This is a genomic window from Cryobacterium sp. 10C3 (assembly GCF_034314285.1).
Taxonomy (GTDB): Bacteria; Actinomycetota; Actinomycetes; order Actinomycetales; family Microbacteriaceae; genus Cryobacterium; species Cryobacterium glucosi.
Genome location: NZ_JAVIWF010000002.1, coordinates 1,493,636 through 1,512,011, shown reverse-complemented (window position 1 = coordinate 1,512,011; position 18,376 = coordinate 1,493,636). Strand labels below are relative to the sequence as shown.

Genomic DNA, 18,376 nt, shown 5'->3' with positions numbered 1-18,376 from the left:
GCTTCGCCACATCGAGATCGTCGCAACGCGCAGCCAGCGCCGGGCACGACCCAAGATCGCCTTCGCCCTGTCCGCCGTCGCCGGGGTCGCGGTGATCATTGTCGCGCAGCTCCTGCTGAGCGTCGGAATCTCGCAGGGCGCGTACGAGGTGTCCCGCCTGCAGGCCAGCCAGACGGAACTCAGCCGCACCGCCGACAGCGTCACGGAGGACCTCGTCCGGGTCTCCTCCCCGCAGAGCCTCGCGGCCAACGCCGAGGCCATCGGCATGATCAGCAACTCCAACCCGGTCTACCTGCGCCTCTCCGACTCCGCAGTGCTCGGCGCCCCGAGTTCCGCAACGGGCAGTCAGGCCGGTGCGGCGAGTCTCGTGCCGAACGCGCTGCTCACCGGCGTACCTTTGGTGACACAGCCAGCCCAGGCCACCGGGCAGGGCGCGAGCGTCGCCGGCGCCGCGACGTCACCAGCCACCACGACCGCCCCGACAACCTCAACCGCCGCCGTGCCAGCCCCTGGCGCCGGACTCCCGACGCCCACGACTCGCTAGAACGCATTCCCGCACGAGCCGGGGTGCCACAACCGCGGCCCCGTCCGCAGTAAGGAACCGAAACTGTGGGTGTCAGTGCCAGGTCGACGCGCAGCGGCAAGCGCCGCATCGCGATCACGGTCGTTCTCCTCTTCGCGATCGTCGCACTCTTCGTGGTCAGGCTCGTCGACATCCAGGTCGTCCGTGCCGACACCCTCAGCGCCGATTCACTCGGCAACCGATCGGTCGAGCAGCCCATCTACGGCTCACGCGGTGACATCGTCGACGCCAACGGCGTCGTACTCGCCGGGACGGTGATGCGCTACAACATCACGCTGTCTCCCCGCAATGCCGTCGAGTTCACCCGCACAACGGCGGCGGGAGACCAGACGGTCACCGTCGCCCAGGCCGCTGCGGAGGTCGGCGCCATCACCGGTCAGACCGGAGACGCGATCCTCGCGATCATCTCTTCGTCGCTCGCCGCCAATCCCGCGTCGGATTACGCCATGGTGACCAAGGCAGTGGATGTCTCGGTGTTCCGGGCGGTCGACGCGCTCGAGATCCCGTGGATCTACTTCGAGAAGAAGCCCGGCCGGGTGTACCCGGACGGTGCGGTCGCAGGCAACCTCGTCGGATTCGTGTCGTCAGAGGGTGAAGCCCAGGCCGGCCTTGAAATCGGCCAGGACTCTTGCCTCGCGAGCACCGACGGAACGGAGACCTACGAGAAGGGCGCAGACGGCGTCCGGCTGCCGCAGAGCACCGTCACGGAGAAGGCGGCCGTCGATGGCGGAGATGTCGTGACGACGATCGACTCCGACCTGCAGTGGTTCGTCCAGCAGGCCCTGGCTAAGCAGGCCCAGGCCACCGGCGCGGCGTGGGGAACGGTCGTGGTGCAGGAGGTCAAGACCGGGAAGCTCGTCGCGGTCGCCGACTATCCCAGTGTCGACCCGAACAACGTCAACGGAACGACCAACCCCGATGACCGCGGCTCGCGCGCTTTCACGGCCTCCTTCGAACCGGGGTCGACCTTCAAGGCGCTCACCGCGGCATCCGTGCTCGATGCGGGCAAGGCCACGGTGAATACCCAGGTCGTCGCGCCCTATCGATACCTGCCGGGCAACGGCGCGAACATCAACGACAGTTCCGGTCACGCCGACCTGCACCTCACCCTCACCGGCGTGCTGATCGAATCCTCGAACACCGGCATGTCCAAGTTCGGCGAACTGCTGACCGACAAGCAGCGCTATGACTACATGACCAAGTTCGGCCTCGGCACTGCGACGGAGGCGGGGTTCCCCGCCGAAGACTCCGGAATCCTGCATCCCTACGACGAATGGGACCCCCAGACCAAGTACGCCACCATGTTCGGCCAGGGCCTGACCACGACGGCGCTCCAGATCGCGAGCATCTACCAGACCATTGCGAACAAGGGCGTCCGGTTGCCCGTCCAGCTCGTCGCCGGCTGCCGCCAGGCGGACGGCACCATGACGAATGTGCCGGCAGCAGCGGGAACCCAGGTCGTCTCGGCATCGGCCGCGCACGACACCTCGGACATGCTTGAGATGGTGTACCAGAAGGCCTGGCTGTCCAAGGTCTGGAACATTCCCGGCTACCGGGTCGCCTCGAAGACCGGAACGGCCCAGATGCCGGACGGCCACGGCGGGTACACCCACGGGTACCTTGTGTCGGTTTCCGGGTTCGCTCCCGCAGACGATCCGGAGTACGTCGTTTCGGTCAGTCTCGCCGATCCTGTTAAACTGAATTCGTCTGCAGCGCCCGCTCCGATCTTCCAGGAGGTCATGAGCCAGGTGCTGAAGAAGTACCGGGCAGTTCCATCGGGCGCTCCAGCGCCTGCCCTTCCCGGTACCTGGTAAGAAAGCGAGCCCCGTGACCGAGTTGGCACCATCGGCTCTCCGTCCTCAGCACCCGGTTGCGCGGTCGTTGTCGGGCATGGTTGATGAATTCGAACTTTTCCTGCGCGGCGACATCGAGGGTCTCGAAGTCTCCGGCGTGAGTATCTCCTCCCGTTCCGTCCAGCCGGGCGACCTGTACGTCGGCGTTCCCGGGCGAGCGTTCCACGGCGCGAGCTTCGCCGACGACGCCAGGGAGGCCGGAGCCGTCGCCATCCTGACCGATGAGGCCGGTGCGCTCGTCGCCGCCGGAAGCGGCCTGCCGATCCTCGTCACCCCGGACGCGCGCGCCGCTCTCGGCGCGGTCGCCGCCTGGATCTACCGGACCGACGAGAACCCGGCAACGCTCTTCGCAGTGACCGGAACGAATGGCAAGACGAGCGTCGTCTACCTCCTCGTCGCCATCCTGAACCAGCTCGGCGTCGTCACAGGCCTCACCTCGACCGCGGAACGCCGCATCGGCGACCTCGCCGTCGTGAGCTCGCTCACCACCCCGGAGGCCACCGAACTGCATGCCCTCCTCGCCAGGATGCGACGAAGCCGAAGTGCGCGCCGTCGCGATCGAGGTCTCCGCGCAGGCCCTCAGCAGGCACCGCGTCGACGGGCTCGTCTTCGATGTCGCAGGGTTCACCAACCTCAGCCACGACCACCTCGACGACTACGCCAGCCTCGACGAGTACTTCCAGGCCAAACTCGAACTCTTCCAGCCCGACCGGTCCCGGCGCGGCGTCATCACCGTGGACTCCGAATGGGGCCAGCGGATCGTCGCAGAGTGCCGCATCCCGGTGACGACCCTCAGCATCCATCCAGAGGTCGACGCCGACTGGCACCTCTCGATCGTGTCGGAGGACGCCCTCTACACGGAGTTCCTGCTCGAGGGGCCGGAGGGCCGCCGCCTGCAGACCCGTGTTCCGCTGATCGGCTGGTTCATGGCCGCGAACGCCGCACTGGCCATCCTGATGCTCGTCGAATCCGGCTACGACCTCGATGCCATCAATCACACCCTCGCCCGCGACGGCGGCATCGACGTCTACATCCCGGGGCGCACCGAGCGCATCTCCGGCGACCGCGGACCGCTCGTCTACATCGACTACGGTCACAGCCCGGACGCCTTCCTCAACACCCTCGCGGCCATCCGCACCTTCACGCCGGGGCGACTGTTCATGGTCTTCGGCGCCGACGGCGACCGCGACACCACCAAGCGCGCGGCCATGGGTGCCATCGCAGCCAGGGGCGCAGACGTCGTCGTCATCACCGACTTCCACCCCCGCTACGAGGACCCGGCCTCGATCAGGGCCGCCCTGATCGCCGGCGCCCGAGAGGCCGTCCCCGACGTGGAGCTCTACGAGGTCGCCGACCCGCGCACCGCCTTCCGCACCGCGCTCGGCCTCGCGGTCGAGGGCGACTCGATCCTCTATGCGGGCCCCGGCCACGAGAACTATCACGAAGTGAACGGCGTCAAGATCCCCTATTCCGCCCGCGACGATTCCCGGCCCGCGCTGCGCGAAGCGGGGTGGCAGTAGATGATCGCCCTCTCCCTCTCCGAGATCGCCGGCGCCGTCAACGGCGCCCTGCACCTCGACGGAGCCCTGAACGCCGACGGCTCGCCGACGACGCCGGCGACCGTCGTCTCCGGTGCCGTCGACACCGACTCGCGTGAGATCCGCCCCGGCGGCATCTTCGTCGCGAAGCCGGGGAGACCACCGATGGTCACCTCTTCGCTCCTGCCGCAATCGACAACGGCGCCGCGCTCCTCATCGTCGAGCGCGCGCTCGACCTCCCCGTCGCCCAGATCATCGTCGCAGACGCGGTGGTCGCCCTCGGCGACCTCGCCACCTTCGTCGTGGCCCGCGTCCGCGCGGAGGGTCGGCTCCGGGTGATCGGCGTGACCGGGTCCAACGGCAAGACGACCACCAAGAACCTGCTGCGCGCCATCCTCGAACGCGTCGGCCCGACCGTCGCCGCCCGCGCCTCCTTCAACAACGAGGTGGGCGCGCCGATCACGATGCTCGCCGTCGACTTCGACACCCGGTTCCTCGTCGCCGAAATGGGCGCGAGCGGCATCGGCGAGATCGCCAGGCTGATCCGGATGGTCCGTCCGGACGTGGGGATCGTCCTCAAGGTCGGCCTCGCCCACGCCGGCGAATTCGGCGGAATCGAAGCGACCCTGGCCGCCAAGACCGAAATGGTCACCGACCTCCTCGCAACGGATGTCGCCGTGCTGAACGCCGACGACCCCCGCGTCGCCGGAATGCGGGCACACACCCGCGCCAGGGTGGTCTGGTTCGTGCCAGGACGCCACCGGCACCTCGCGCGCACCGGACGGAACGGACTTCTCCGGCGTGCACGCGACCGGGATCGAGGTCTCGAGCAGCGGAACGACGTTCACCCTGCACCTCGCGGGCGGCGACACCCGCCCGGTGACCTTCCAGGTACTCGGAGAGCACCACGTGATGAACGCCCTCGCCGCTGCGGCCACCGCAGAGGTGCTCGGGGTCGGCATCGACGACATCGTCGCGGCACTCGAATCCGTCGTCACGGCCGAACGCTGGCGGATGCAGGTGCTCGGCGGGCGTGACGGGGTCACGGTCATCAACGATGCGTACAACGCGAGCCCCGATTCGATGACGGCGGCCCTCAAGACCCTCGCCCAGATCCGGCGGCCGGGAGAACGCACCGTCGCCGTCCTCGGCGAAATGAGCGAACTCGGCGAATTCTCCGGGGACGAGCACGACCGCATCGGACTGCTCGCCGTGCGACTCAACATCTCCCAGCTCGTCGTGGTGGGACCCGCCGCCCGCCGGATGCACATCAGCACGATCAACGAGGGGTCCTGGGACGGGGAGTCGCTCTTCGTCGACGACCAGGACGACGCCTTCGCCCTCCTCACCGCGACCATCCGCCCCGGTGACACGGTGCTCGTGAAGTCGTCGAACTCCGCGGGCCTCAGGTTCCTCGGCGACCGCCTCGGGGAGTTCTTCTCATGAGAGCCCTGCTGATGTCCGGCGCGATGTCGCTCGTCTTCACGTTGTCCCTGACCCCGCTGTTCATCCGGCTCTTCCACAAGCTCGGCTGGGGACAGTTCATTCGCGATGACGGCCCGAAGAGCCACCACGCCAAGCGCGGCACCGCGACCATGGGCGGCATCGTCATCATCCTCGGCACCCTGATCAGCTACTTCCTTGCGATGTGGCTCACGGGCACCCCGATCACGGCGTCCCCGTTGCTCGTGCTGTTCATGATGGTCGGACTCGGGCTCGTCGGATTCCTCGACGACTTCATCAAGACCCGGAACCAGCGCAGCCTCGGCCTCGGCGGCTGGCAGAAGATCAGCGGGCAGGTGCTCGTCGCCGGCGTCTTCGCCGTTCTCGCGCTGCAGTTCCCGAACAGGCACGGCCTCACCCCGGCATCCACCAAGATCTCACTGTTGCGCGACCTGCCCCTCGACTTCATGAAGCTCGGGACCATCGTCGGGATCGCCCTGTTCATCGTCTGGATCTGCTTCCTCGTCGCCGCGACCTCCAACGGAGTGAACGTGACGGACGGCCTCGACGGGCTCGCGACCGGGTCATCGATCCTCGCCATCGGGGCGTACATCGTGATCGGCTTCTGGCAGTCCAACCAGGCCAGGTACGGGGGAGCGGATATCGGCGACCTCTACCGTTCCTACAACGTGCGCGACCCCCTCGACCTCGCCATCGTCGCCGCAGCGATCGTCGGCGGCCTGATCGGCTTCCTGTGGTGGAACACCTCACCCGCCAAGATCTTCCTCGGCGACACCGGGTCCCTCGCCATCGGCGGGGCGCTGGCCGCACTCGCGATCCTCAGCCGCACCGAGCTCCTGCTCGTGCTCCTCGGCGGCCTGTTCGTGATCGAAGCCGGCTCCGTGATCGTCCAGAGGGCGTACTTCAAGGTCACCCGGGGCAAACGGATCTTCCTGATGAGCCCGATCCACCACCACTTCGAGCTCAAGGGCTGGGCAGAGGTCACCGTCGTCGTCAGGTTCTGGATCGTCGGCGGACTCCTCGTCGCGGCGGGCGTCGGCTCGTTCTACCTCGAATGGCTGACCGCATGATGATGAGCAACAACCCATACGACACTCACTCTGGCCATCGCCGCCTCGACGGCCTCATCAGCTGGCACGCCGACTGGACCGGGCTCCGGGTCGCCGTCCTCGGCCTTGGCGTGACCGGCTTCGCCGCGGCGGACACCCTCGCCGAACTCGGCGCGGACGTCCTCGTCGTCGCCGGTAACGCCCCGGACGACCGGGCCAGGCTCCTCGGCGTGATCGGCGCCGGGCTCGTCCAGGCCGACCTGAGCGAAGTCCCCGCTGAACTCGCCGCCCACCGTCCGGAACTCCTCGTCGTCAGCCCCGGCTTCCACCCCGACCACCCGCTGCTGCTCTGGGCCGCTGCAGCCGGAATCCCCGTCTGGGGCGACATCGAACTGGCCTGGCGCCTGCGCGACAAGGTCGGCGCCCCGGCAGAGTGGATCCTCGTCACGGGCACCAACGGCAAGACCACGACCGTGCAGCTGACCGCGACGATCCTCGCCGCAGCAGGCCACCGGGTCGCCCCCTGCGGCAACATCGGCGTGCCCGTCCTCGACGCCGTCCGCGACCCGCTCGGCTGGGACGTGCTCGTCGTCGAACTCTCGAGCTACCAGCTGCACCACCTGCCACGCACCGGGCCGGGCGCCCTCGTGCCGTGGGCGAGCGTCTGCCTGAACATCGCGGACGACCACCTCGACTGGCACGGCTCCGCTGCCGCCTACCGCGAGGCAAAAGCCACCGTCTACGCCAACACCAAGATCGCGTGCGTCTACAACAAGGACGACGAGGCCACCCGCACGATGGTCGAGGACGCCGAAGTCCGCGAGGGCGCCCGCGCCATCGGCTTCGGCCTCGGCGTCCCCGGTCCGAGCGACCTCGGCGTCGTCGACGGCATCCTCTGCGACCGCGCCTTCCTCGAGGAACGCTTCGACACCGCGATCGAACTGACCACCGTGCCCGAGCTCCGCGCCCGCGGCCTCGGCGCCGCCCACCTCGTGGCCGACATCCTCGCCGCGAGTGCCCTCGCGCGGTCCTTCGACGTCGACGCACCGATCATCCATGACGTGCTCGAGACCTTCCAGCTCGACGAACACCGCATCGAGATCGTGGCAGACGCAGCGGGCATCCGCTGGATCGACGACTCGAAGGCCACGAACCCGCACGCAGCGGATGCGTCGCTCGCCGCGTTCGACTCCGTGGTCTGGCTCGTCGGCGGCCTGCTCAAGGGCGTCGACATCGACCACCTCGTCAGCACCCACGTGCCCCGGCTCCGGGGCGCCGTCATCATCGGCGTCGATCGGGACGCCCTGCGGGCGGCATTCCTGCGACACGCCCCGGGTTGCCCGTATTCGAGATCGATGCCGCTGACACTGGACAGGTGATGCCGAACGCCGTCGCTGCCGCGGCAGGCATCGCCGAGTCAGGTGACGTCGTGCTGCTCGCACCGGCGGCGGCATCGATGGACCAGTTCTCCGACTACGCAGCACGCGGCCGCCTCTTCGCGGAAGCCGTTCACGATTATCTGGGAGGTGAGGCGGATGGCGAGACTGCCCCTGGCTCGAACGCCTAGGACCGCAGCCCCCCACCAGCCGGCGCCCGAGGCGCACAACCCCGCCACCCGCATCCATCTCGGACGCGTGTTCAAGGCGGAATCGACGAGCTACTTCCTGCTGCTCGGAACGACCCTCTTCCTCGTCGCCTTCGGCCTGGTGATGGTGCTGTCCTCATCGTCGGTCGACTCCTACCTCGAGAACGCAGGCTTCTTCGGCACCGTGCTCCGCCAGGGCGGCTTCGCGGCCGTGGGTGTCCCGCTGATGCTCTTCGTCAGCCGGATGCCGATCAAGTTCTGGCAGCGGGTGGCCTGGCCGACCCTGATCATCGCGTGCCTGCTGCAGTGCCTCGTCGTCTTCACCCCGCTCGGCATCACCGTCGCAGGGAACACGAACTGGCTGTCCCTCGGCGGGGTCCAGTTCCAGCCGTCCGAGGCGATCAAGCTCGCGCTCGTCATCTGGCTCGGCATGATCCTCTCCCAGAAGCAGGACCTGCTCGACGACTGGCGCCACGTCTACATTCCCGTGTTCGGCGTCGGCGGCGGATCGATCATGCTCGTACTGATCGGCGGCGACCTCGGAACCGTCATCATCATGGCCGGAATCCTCTTCGGCGCGCTCTTCTTCGCGGGCGTCCGGCTGCGGATGCTCGCGCTCCCGCTCCTGGTCGGCACGGTCGCGGGCGTGCTCGTCGCCGTCTCGAGCTCCAACCGGATGACCCGCATCCTCTCCTTCCTTAACACCGGCTGCGACGACCACACCGGAACGATCTCCGCGGCGTGCTGGCAGCCGCTGCACGGCACCTGGGCACTCGCCAACGGCGGGATCTTCGGCGTCGGACTCGGCAACTCCAAGGCCAAATGGTCCTGGCTGCCCGCTGCGGACAACGACTACATCTTCGCGATCATCGGCGAGGAGCTCGGCCTGATCGGCGCCATCGTCGTGCTCGGCATGTTCATCCTGCTCGCGTTCGCCTTCCTGCGGATCATGCGCTCGAGCACGAGCGTGCAGGCGCGCGTGTCGACGGCCGCCGTGATGGTCTGGGTCATCGGCCAGGCGCTCGTCAACATCGGTGTCGTCCTCGGCGTCTTCCCCGTCCTCGGCGTCCCGCTTCCGCTCGTCTCCGCGGGCGGCACAGCCCTGCTCTCGACCCTGATCGCGATCGGCATCGTGCTGTCCTTCGCCCGCGCGCACCCCGATCCGGCCGGGCGCACCCCCGGCGGAACCGAGCACCCGGCGGCACGGCCCGGACCGAGACGGGTGTCCGAGTGACCACGTACCTCCTGGCCGGCGGCGGGACCGCCGGCCATGTCAACCCCCTGCTCGCGGTCGCCGATGCGATCCGCGCGCGCGAACCCGACGCGGTCATGATCGTGCTCGGCACCAGGGAAGGCCTCGAGGCCCGCCTGGTACCCGCACGCGGCTACGAGCTGATCTTCGTGCCACGGCTGCCGTTCCCGCGCCGCCCGAACCGCGCCGCCGTGCTCTTCCTGCCCCGGTTCAACCGCGCCGTCAGCGACCTCGCCGCCGTGCTCCGTGCCAGGAAGGTCGACGTCGTCGTGGGCTTCGGCGGCTACGTCTCGACGCCGGCCTACCTCGCGGCCCGCCGGGCGGGCATCCCGATCGCCATCCACGAGGCGAACTTCCGCGCGGGACTCGCGAACCGCCTCGGGGCCTGGCTGACCACCCGGGTCGGCGTCGTGTTCCCCGGAACCCGGATCCGCCACGGCCGGGTCGTGGGAATGCCGCTGCGGCCGGAGATCCAGAACCTCGACCGCCCCGGTGTCCGGGCGGAGGCGCTGCGCTTCTTCGACCTCGACCCCGGCAGGCCGACCCTCCTCGTCACGGGAGGGTCCCTCGGCGCGCGCCGCCTCAACGGCACGGCCGTGCAGTCAGCATCGGCGCTGGTCGCGGCCGGCTGGCAGGTGCTGCACATCACCGGGCAGAAGTCCGAGGTCCCCGACCCGGCCATCGACCACTACCGGATGATCGAGTACTGCGACCGGATGGACCTCGCCCTCGCGAGCGCGGACTTCGCCGTCTCCCGGGCAGGGGCCGGGACGGTCTGCGAGCTCAGCGCGCTCGGCATCCCCGCCGTCTACGTGCCCTACCCGGTCGGAAACGGGGAACAGCGCTTCAACGCGGCCTCCGTCGTCGCCGCGGGTGGCGGGATCATCGTCGACGACGCGGCCTTCCTGCCCGCCTGGGTCGCTGACGAGCTCGTGCCGCTCCTCACCGACCGGCCGCGCGTGCGCAGGATGGGGGAGCTCGCGGCATCCGTCGGAGGCCGCGACGGCGCCGAGCGGATGGCGGACCTCGTCAGCGATGCCCTCGGCCACCCACACGGCGGCGTCAATCCGGCAATCCCTGGCGCCGACGCGTAACGTAGAGGCCGCACCACACCCGATTTCGACACTGAGATTCGACACTGAGAAGAGCGGCACCACGTGATCAAGCCCGACCTGAACCTCGTCATTCCTGCGGACCTGGGAACGGTACATTTCGTCGGCATCGGCGGTTCCGGAATGAGCGGCATCGCGCGGCTCTTCCTTGCGGCCGGCCACACCGTGACCGGCTCCGACGTGCGCGAGTCCGCGAACGTGCTCGCCCTGCGCGAGCTCGGAGCGCGGATCAGCATCGGCCACGCCGCGGAGAATGTCGGGGATGCCGATTCCCTCGTCGTCACCGGGGCGCTCTGGCAGGACAACCCCGAGTACGTCCTCGCCCTCGAGCGCGGCCTCCCGGTGCTGCACCGGGCCCAGGCGCTCGCCTGGCTGATCCAGAAGCACCGCCTCGTCTCCGTCGCCGGCGCACACGGCAAGACCACGTCGACCGGGATGATCGTCACGGGCCTGCTCGGCATCGGCAAGCACCCGAGCTTCGTCAACGGCGGAGTGATCGAGTCCCTCGGCGTCTCGGCGGGCGCGGGAACCGATGACCTGTTCGTTGTCGAGGCCGACGAATCCGACGGGTCCTTCCTGCTGTACAACACGGCCATCGCGCTCGTGACGAACGTCGATCCGGACCACCTCGACCACTACGGGTCCCTCGAAGCTTTCGAGGCCGCCTTCGTGCAGTTCTCCCACGCAGCCACCGAGCTCGTCGTGATCTCCGCAGACGACCCCGGCGCGGTCCGGGTCACCCGGAGCCTCACCGGCCAGAAGGTCGTCACCTTCGGCGAGGCCGCCGACGCGACCGTGCGCGTGCACTCCGTCGTGACGGATGGTCCCGTGAGCTTCTCCGTCTCGTATGCGGGCCAGGACTACTCAGCGACCCTGCGGATCCCCGGCAGGCACAACGCGATCAACGCGGCAGGCGCCTTCGCCGTGCTCGTCGGACTCGGCTGCGACCCCGCAGCGTCGCTCGCGGCCATTGCCACCTTCGGAGGCACCCAGCGCCGCTTCGAACTGCACGGCACCGTGAACGGCGTCAGTGTCTACGACGACTACGCCCACCACCCGACGGAGGTCGCGGCCGCGCTCACCGCGGCACGGACCGTCGTCGGGACCGGGCGCATCATCGCCGTGCACCAGCCGCACCTGTACAGCCGCACTCGCCTCTTCGCGCAGGAGTTCGCGGACACCCTCGAACGCACCGCTGACCAGACGGTCGTGCTCGGCGTCTACGGCGCCCGCGAGGATCCCGAACCCGGCGTGACCGGCGCCCTGGTCTCCGGAAAGTTCCACGACGCATCCAAGGTCGCCTACGTGCCCGACTGGCAGGAGGCCGCCGACTACGTTGCGCGCATCGCCAGACCCGGCGACTTCGTCGTCACACTCGGCTGCGGTGACGTCTACCGGATCGTCCCCCAGCTGCTCGAATCGCTCGGCGACCGCGTCCAGGCCCAGGGATAGCACGGGGGAATGAGGCGACCAGAGGGCTTCGACCGGCCGGAGCAGCCGCCCACCAGGGACGGCGCCGCGCCCAGCGCTGCCACACCCGGCGGCCGGGGAACGAAGCGTTCGTCGCGCCGCCCCGCGGACACCGCGACTCCCGCCGGCGGCCGGGGAACGACCGACGGCACCAGCACCGAACCCATCACGGTCCCGAAACGCCGGCCAGAGCAGCCGCACCTCGCCTCCGTCTCGCCTCTGCACTCGTCAGGAGCGCAGCAGGCCGAACCCGTCACCGAGCCGATCACGACGGTGCCGGCGCGGTCACCGGGCGCACGGCCGCCGAAGGGGCGGGCGTCTGACGCAAAGACGGAGACCGCCGGTACGGCAGGGGAGGACGCAGAGCCCGCGCTGACCCCCGCAACGGCCCGGCGCAAGTTCCGCGCCGCCCGACGTGCACGCAAGCGTTACGAACGCGAGGAGGTGCGCCGCTTCACCTGGCGCTCGCGCCGCCGCCGCACGGCCTGGCTCGTCGCGCTCGGTACCGTGGCCGCTCTCCTCGGGTTCGTTCTCATCGGGACGTACTCGCCGCTGATGGCGCTCCGCACGATCGAGGTCGTCGGGACCAGCCGGATCTCCGCCGACCAGGTCACCGCCGCGCTCGGCGACCAGCTCGGTACCCCGCTGCCCCTCGTGGACTTCGCGCGGATTCGCGAGGACCTCGGTACGTTCCCGCTGATCCAGAGCTACGTGACCGAGAGCAGGCCGCCGGACACCCTCGTGGTGCGGATCGTCGAACGGACGCCCGTCGGCACGGTCGTCGTCCCCGGCGGGTTCAACCTCGTCGATGCCGCGGGCGTCGTGATCCAGAACGGCCCTGCACGCCTGGCCGGCTATCCCGTGATCGACGCGCGGGCCGGCGTCGGCAGCGCCGGGTTCCAGGCCGCGACGGCCGTCAATCGCTGCCGTCCCGGATGCCGTCCGCCAGCAGCTCGACACGGTCACGGCGGCGACCACCGACGACGTGACCCTGGTCCTGACCGGTGGGGCCCGGGTGGTGTGGGGGAGTGCGGAGCGATCGGAGTACAAGGCCGTCGTGCTCGCCGCGCTCATCGTGAGCCACCCCGTCGGCACCGTCAAGGAATACGACGTCTCTTCTCCGGACAGCGCCGTCCTCCGCTGATCCGCGGGCCATCCGCCGGCCGGGGAACCGAGTCGTCCCGCCACGCGTAATCCGCACGGTGATTTTTCCGGGGTTGTTCGCGACACGCGGGCGCGCCTCCCCGGAGGGGGATGCGTGGCGCTTACCTTCGAAATCAGGAATTGCATACTCAGCATAACTTTAAACTTCGACCAGAGGTTTAGGGTTCCACCGGAGGCCGGACGTGTCAACAACAAACCAGAACTACCTCGCTGTCATCAAGGTTGTTGGAATCGGCGGCGGCGGCGTCAACGCTGTCAACCGCATGATCGAACTCGGCCTCCGTGGCGTCGAGTTCATCGCCATCAACACCGATGCCCAGGCGCTGCTGATGAGCGACGCCGACGTCAAGCTCGACGTCGGTCGCGACCTCACCCGTGGCCTCGGCGCCGGCGCGGACCCCGAGGTCGGCCGTCGTGCCGCCGAGGACCACGCCGAAGAAATCGAAGAAGCCCTCGCGGGAGCCGACATGGTCTTCGTGACCGCCGGCGAAGGCGGCGGCACCGGCACCGGCGGCGCACCCGTCGTCGCCCGCATCGCGAAGTCCATCGGCGCGCTCACCATCGGCGTCGTCACGAAGCCGTTCGGCTTCGAGGGCAAGCGCCGCCAGGCCCAGGCCGAGGCGGGTGTCGCCTCCCTCAAGAACGAGGTCGACACGCTCATCGTCGTGCCGAACGACCGCCTGCTGGAAATCAGCGACCGCGGCATCAGCATGCTCGAGGCCTTCGCAACGGCCGACCAGGTCCTCCTCGCCGGCGTGCAGGGCATCACCGTCACTGATCACGACCCCCGGTCTGATCAACCTCGACTTCGCCGACGTGAAGTCCGTCATGCAGGGCGCGGGTTCCGCGCTCATGGGCATCGGCTCCTCACGCGGTGCAGACCGCGCCATCAAGGCGGCAGAACTCGCCGTCGCCTCCCCCTGCTCGAGGCGTCCATCGACGGCGCACACGGAGTGCTCCTCTCGATCCAGGGCGGCTCGAACCTCGGCATCTTCGAGATCAACGACGCGGCCCGCCTCGTCCAGGAGGCCGTGCACCCCGAAGCCAACATCATCTTCGGTGCCGTCATCGACGACACCCTCGGTGACGAGGTCCGGGTGACGGTCATCGCAGCAGGCTTCGACGGCGGAGAACCCGGTGTCAAGGCCGTCGAGGTGCGCCACGCGGACCTCGTGGCCGCGGGTGTCGCCGCCGGCGCCGTCTCCGCTACGGCGGATGCTGCATCGGGCGGCGCTGCGAGCGTCTTCGGCACCGAAGAGGCAAGCGTCGCGACCTGGTCCGCCGGAGAAGCAGGGACGGCCGTCGCCGACCCGGCCTTCGAAGAAGACCCCGACGACCTGGACATCCCCGACTTCCTCAAGTAAACCCATCGTGACCGAATTGCGTCCTGAGCCGTCCGGCCTCGCCGGGCGGCTCGACGTCGTGCGCGAACGGGTCGCCTCGGCCGCCAGGGACGCGGGCAGGGACCCGGCGGACGTGACGACGATCGTCGTGACCAAGTTCCATCCCGTCACGATGATCGAGGAACTCCTCCGGCTCGGTGTGCACGACTTCGGCGAGAATCGCCACCAGGAGGCCCAGGAAAAGGCCGGCGCCCTGGCCGGCCGCGACCTCACCTGGCATTTCGTCGGCCAGGTCCAGGGCAAGAAGGCCCGGCAGGTGCGCGCATACGCTCACGTCGTGCATTCCGTCGACCGGGCGTCCCTCGCGACGGCCCTCGGCTCTGCCGATTCGTCCATCGACTGCTTCATCCAGGTGAACCTCACGGACGACCCCGCTCGCGGGGGCGTCGATCCCTCCGGGCTCGATGCGCTCGTCGAGCACGTGCTCGGCACGCCGGGATTGGGCTTGCTCGGGCTCATGGCCGTCGCCCCGCTCGGGGCGGAACCGGCAGCGGAGTTCGCCAGGGTCCGGTCACTCGGGGAGGGCATCCGAAGGGCCGCGCCCGAGGCGCGATTCCTGTCGATGGGCATGTCGCAGGACTATCCGGAGGCCATCCGCGAAGGGGCGACACACCTTCGAATTGGCACCGCAATCACCGGGAATCGCCCGACTCTCGGTTAATCTGAGTACGAAGAATCACCAACACGGAGGTCGAGATGTCCAACCCGCTCAAGAAAACCATGGTTTACCTGGGGCTGGCAGACGAAGAGCTGGAGTACGAGGCGCCCGTCGCCCCACCCGCGGCCGATCAGAATGCCGTCTCGAATTCCGCCCAGCCGAAGACCGCCGCGCCGCACCAGGCCGGCCCGTCCGCGACGCGCGTCGAGGGCTCTCACGGCACCAATGGCCGCGCCCCGGTGACCCCGCTGCGCAAGACCTCCACTCCCAAGAATGTGGCTGCCTCAGAAATGAATGAAATCCTCACCGTCCACCCGCGCCAGTACCGCGATGCCCAGCTGATCGCGGAATCCTTCCGCGAGGGCATTCCGGTCATCATCAACCTCTCCCAGATGAGTGACGCCGACGCGCGCAGGCTCATCGACTTCGCAAGTGGCCTCTCCCAGGGCCTCTACGGCAAGATCGAACGTGTCACCGCCAAGGTGTTCCTGCTCTCGCCGTCCCACATCGTCGTCTCGGGCGACAACGCCGCCGAGGAGTCCGACACGGAGTCGTCCTTCTTCGCGCAGTCATAGTCTCGGCCGTGTTCGTCGTCACACTGCTCGCCTGGATCATCTACTACGCCCTGCTGTTGTATTTCTTCGTCATGTGGGGACGCTTCATCGTCGACCTCGTCCGCAGCGTCAACCGCTCGTGGCGCCCGCAGGGAATCACGCTCGTTCTGGTCGAATTCATCTACGTGGTCACCGATCCACCGGTCAAATTCTTCCGGCGCATCCTGCCGCCACTGCGGGTCGGCCCGATCGCATTCGACTTCGGCTGGAGCCTGACCATGCTCTGCACGATCATCGGCATGGGCGTCGTCGGCGCTCTCCGGTAGTTCTCGCGTCCGTTCCGGAGTGCGGCATGTATTCTTGATCGAGGCGTCCCGGGTTCGCGTGTGCAACACGCTCCGTCCGGTAGCGTCAATTATTCGTTCGACAAAAAGTTCTCAACTGAGTTTTAAGGGTGGAAAGCCATGGCGCTAACTCCGGAAGATGTAGTCAACAAGCGGTTCCAGTCGACCAAGTTCCGTGAAGGATACGATCAGGACGAGGTGGATGACTTCCTCGACGAGGTCGTCGTGGAGCTTCGCCGCCTGACTGCCGAAAACGAGGAGCTCCGCGCCGGTGTCAGCACCGAAGCCGGAAGCACTCCCGTCGTCGCCCCCGTCGAAGCCGTCAAGGCTCCCGAGGTCGTTCCCGCGCCCGTCGTCGTTCCCGCGGTCGTCGCCGCAGCGGCTCCCGTGGCCGAGCCGATCGACGAGACCGCCGGCACCACGAACCTGCTGCAGCTGGCCCGCCGCCTGCACGAGGAACACGTCAAGGAAGGCGCCGAGAAGCGCGACGCCCTCATCGCCGAGGGTCACGCAACCGCGGCCCGCCTCGTTGCGGAGGCCGAAGCCAAGCAGCGCGCGCAGAACACGATCCTGGACAAGGAACGCTCCGTCCTCGAGAACAAGATCGACGGGCTCCGCACCTTCGAGCGCGAATACCGCCAGAAGCTGAAGAGCTACATCGAGGGCCAGCTGCACGACCTCGACGCTGCCTCACCGGTCGGCGCCGAGAGCGCGCAGAAGCCGAGCTACCAGGGCTTTGGCTCCTAAGGTCCGAACGAAAGGGCGATCCAGCGCGCTCATCGTTCTGGGCCTCGCCGCGCTGGGCGTCTATGCGCTCGACCAGACGGCCAAGTTCCTCGTCGTCAGTTCGCTGACCGAAGGAAGTACCGTCCGGGTTCTGGGGGATGTGCTGCAATGGCACTACGTCCGGAACCCGGGCGCGGCGTTCAGCCTCGCCACCGGCATGACGTGGATCTTCACGATCATCGCCGCGGCGGTCGTCGTGTTCATCGTGATCTTCGCCGGGCGCATCCGCTCCCTGGCGTGGGCGCTCGTCTTCGGCCTGCTCCTCGGCGGCGTGCTCGGAAACCTCACCGACCGGCTTTTCCGGGAGCCGTCCTTCGGCCTGGGCCACGTCGTCGACTTCATCACGACACCCTGGCTGATCCCCGCCATTTACAACGTCGCGGACGCGTCGATCGTCACGAGCATGGTGATCTTCATGATCCTCACCATCCGCGGCATCGGCCTCGACGGACGCAGGGCCGTGCGCGAGCCGGCCGGCACCGCCCATGATGCCGATCCGGCCGACCCCGGCTCGACCCCGGCACCGCCCCTGCCCGCCGAAGGCACCCCGGCAACACCCACCCAGTTAGCACCCTGATTCCCCCCATGGAAACCCGCTCCCTCCCCCTTCCGGACGGCCTCGCCGGCGTTCGCGTCGACGCCGGCATCGCCAAACTCCTCGGTTTCTCCCGCAGCTTCGCCGCAGAGGTCGCCGAGGCAGGCGGTGTCGCGATCGACGGCGTCGTGGTCGGCAAGTCCGACCGCCTGCACGCGGGAAGCTGGCTCGAGGTGAACTGGCAACCGAAGGACGCTCTCGAAATCGTTCCGATCGAGGTCCCAGACCTCACGATCGTCTACGACGACGAGAGCATCGTCGTCGTGAACAAGCCCTCAGGTGTCGCGGCCCACCCGAGCGTCGGCTGGACGGGCCCGACGGTTCTCGGCGCGCTCTCCGCCGGCGGCTACCGGATCGCGACCTCTGGGGCCTCGGAGCGCGCGGGCATCGTGCATCGCCTCGACGTGGGCACGAGCGGACTCATGGTCGTCGCGAAGTCGGAGACGGCGTACGTCGCCCTCAAGAAGGCCTTCCACGACCGCGAGGTCGAGAAGATCTACCATGCCGTCGTGCAGGGCCATCCCGACCCGAGTGCAGGCACGATCGACGCGCCCATCGGCAGGCACCCGCGCTCCGACTGGAAATTCGCGGTCATCGCCGGCGGCAAAGACTCGGTCACCCACTACGAGACCCTCGAGGCCTTCCCCTCGGCGTCCCTGCTCGAAGTGCACCTGGAGACGGGACGCACCCACCAGATCCGGGTACACATGGCCGCCCAGCGGCATCCGTGCGTCGGCGACGCCATGTACGGTGCAGACCCCTCGATCACGGCCAGGCTGGGACTCACCCGGCAGTGGCTGATCGCCAAACAGCTTGCGTTCTTCCACCCGGAATCCCGGGAATGGGTCACCTTCTCCGCCGAATACCCCGCGGACCTCGAGCATGCCCTGACCGTGCTCAGGGATGTCTAGGCCAGGAACACCACACACCATCTACCGGAGCATCCGTGTCGAATACCACTAGCGC

Annotated in this window: 13 protein-coding genes and 4 pseudogenes; all 17 read left to right on the top strand. The window is 68.4% G+C overall.

The window, feature by feature from the left end; genetic code table 11:
- Positions 1–91 precede the first annotated feature (91 nt).
- The 17 genes and pseudogenes from RGU41_RS07905 (at position 92) to RGU41_RS07820 (ending at position 18,321) form a co-directional block, all read left to right on the top strand.
- A complete protein-coding gene (locus RGU41_RS07905) occupies positions 92–544 on the top strand; it encodes a hypothetical protein (RefSeq protein WP_322135941.1) in 453 nt (150 codons plus the stop codon).
- 65 nt (positions 545–609) lie between these two features.
- Positions 610–2,397 (top strand): peptidoglycan D,D-transpeptidase FtsI family protein, encoded by a 1,788-nt coding sequence (locus RGU41_RS07900; protein ID WP_241975250.1) that lies wholly within the window; start codon positions 610–612, stop codon positions 2,395–2,397.
- 13 nt (positions 2,398–2,410) lie between these two features.
- Positions 2,411–3,956 (top strand): annotated as a pseudogene (locus tag RGU41_RS07890) (Mur ligase family protein).
- A pseudogene (locus RGU41_RS07885) lies at positions 3,957–5,420 on the top strand (UDP-N-acetylmuramoyl-tripeptide--D-alanyl-D-alanine ligase).
- Positions 5,417–6,508 carry a phospho-N-acetylmuramoyl-pentapeptide-transferase gene (mraY, locus tag RGU41_RS07880; RefSeq protein WP_134446097.1) on the top strand — a complete coding sequence of 364 codons (1,092 nt, stop codon included), beginning with the start codon at positions 5,417–5,419 and terminating at the stop codon, positions 6,506–6,508. The pseudogene RGU41_RS07885 and the gene mraY overlap by 4 nt, the downstream one beginning before the upstream one ends.
- A 2-nt stretch (positions 6,509–6,510) precedes the next feature.
- Positions 6,511–8,054 (top strand): annotated as a pseudogene (gene murD, locus RGU41_RS07875) (UDP-N-acetylmuramoyl-L-alanine--D-glutamate ligase).
- On the top strand, positions 8,023–9,306 hold the full coding sequence (gene ftsW / locus RGU41_RS07870; protein WP_134446096.1) for a putative lipid II flippase FtsW: 1,284 nt from the start codon (positions 8,023–8,025) through the stop codon (positions 9,304–9,306). The pseudogene murD and the gene ftsW overlap by 32 nt, the downstream one beginning before the upstream one ends.
- Positions 9,303–10,418, top strand: coding sequence for a UDP-N-acetylglucosamine--N-acetylmuramyl-(pentapeptide) pyrophosphoryl-undecaprenol N-acetylglucosamine transferase (locus RGU41_RS07865; protein WP_322135938.1), 1,116 nt, complete (start codon positions 9,303–9,305; stop codon positions 10,416–10,418). Before ftsW ends, RGU41_RS07865 begins: the two co-directional genes overlap by 4 nt.
- A gap of 63 nt (positions 10,419–10,481) precedes the next feature.
- Complete coding sequence (gene murC, locus RGU41_RS07860) at positions 10,482–11,888, top strand: UDP-N-acetylmuramate--L-alanine ligase (protein ID WP_134446094.1); 1,407 nt, start codon at positions 10,482–10,484, stop codon at positions 11,886–11,888.
- Between the two features lie 9 nt (positions 11,889–11,897).
- Positions 11,898–13,100 (top strand): FtsQ-type POTRA domain-containing protein, encoded by a 1,203-nt coding sequence (locus RGU41_RS07855; protein ID WP_322135937.1) that lies wholly within the window; start codon positions 11,898–11,900, stop codon positions 13,098–13,100.
- Positions 13,101–13,333: 233 nt separating this feature from the next.
- Positions 13,334–14,434: pseudogene (gene ftsZ / locus RGU41_RS07850) on the top strand (cell division protein FtsZ).
- 7 nt (positions 14,435–14,441) lie between these two features.
- A complete protein-coding gene (locus RGU41_RS07845; RefSeq protein ID WP_322135936.1) occupies positions 14,442–15,134 on the top strand; it encodes a YggS family pyridoxal phosphate-dependent enzyme in 693 nt (230 codons plus the stop codon).
- A gap of 35 nt (positions 15,135–15,169) precedes the next feature.
- Positions 15,170–15,706 carry a cell division protein SepF gene (locus RGU41_RS07840; RefSeq protein WP_134446091.1) on the top strand — a complete coding sequence of 179 codons (537 nt, stop codon included), beginning with the start codon at positions 15,170–15,172 and terminating at the stop codon, positions 15,704–15,706.
- 8 nt (positions 15,707–15,714) lie between these two features.
- Positions 15,715–16,011: a YggT family protein gene (locus RGU41_RS07835; RefSeq protein WP_134446090.1), complete on the top strand. Its 297-nt coding sequence runs from the start codon at positions 15,715–15,717 to the stop codon at positions 16,009–16,011.
- A gap of 138 nt (positions 16,012–16,149) precedes the next feature.
- Positions 16,150–16,776 carry a DivIVA domain-containing protein gene (locus RGU41_RS07830; RefSeq protein WP_134446089.1) on the top strand — a complete coding sequence of 209 codons (627 nt, stop codon included), beginning with the start codon at positions 16,150–16,152 and terminating at the stop codon, positions 16,774–16,776.
- On the top strand, positions 16,766–17,392 hold the full coding sequence (lspA, locus tag RGU41_RS07825; protein WP_322135935.1) for a signal peptidase II: 627 nt from the start codon (positions 16,766–16,768) through the stop codon (positions 17,390–17,392). Before RGU41_RS07830 ends, lspA begins: the two co-directional genes overlap by 11 nt.
- 8 nt (positions 17,393–17,400) lie before the next feature.
- A complete protein-coding gene (locus RGU41_RS07820; protein WP_134446087.1) occupies positions 17,401–18,321 on the top strand; it encodes an RluA family pseudouridine synthase in 921 nt (306 codons plus the stop codon).
- The last annotated feature ends 55 nt before the right edge of the window (positions 18,322–18,376 follow it).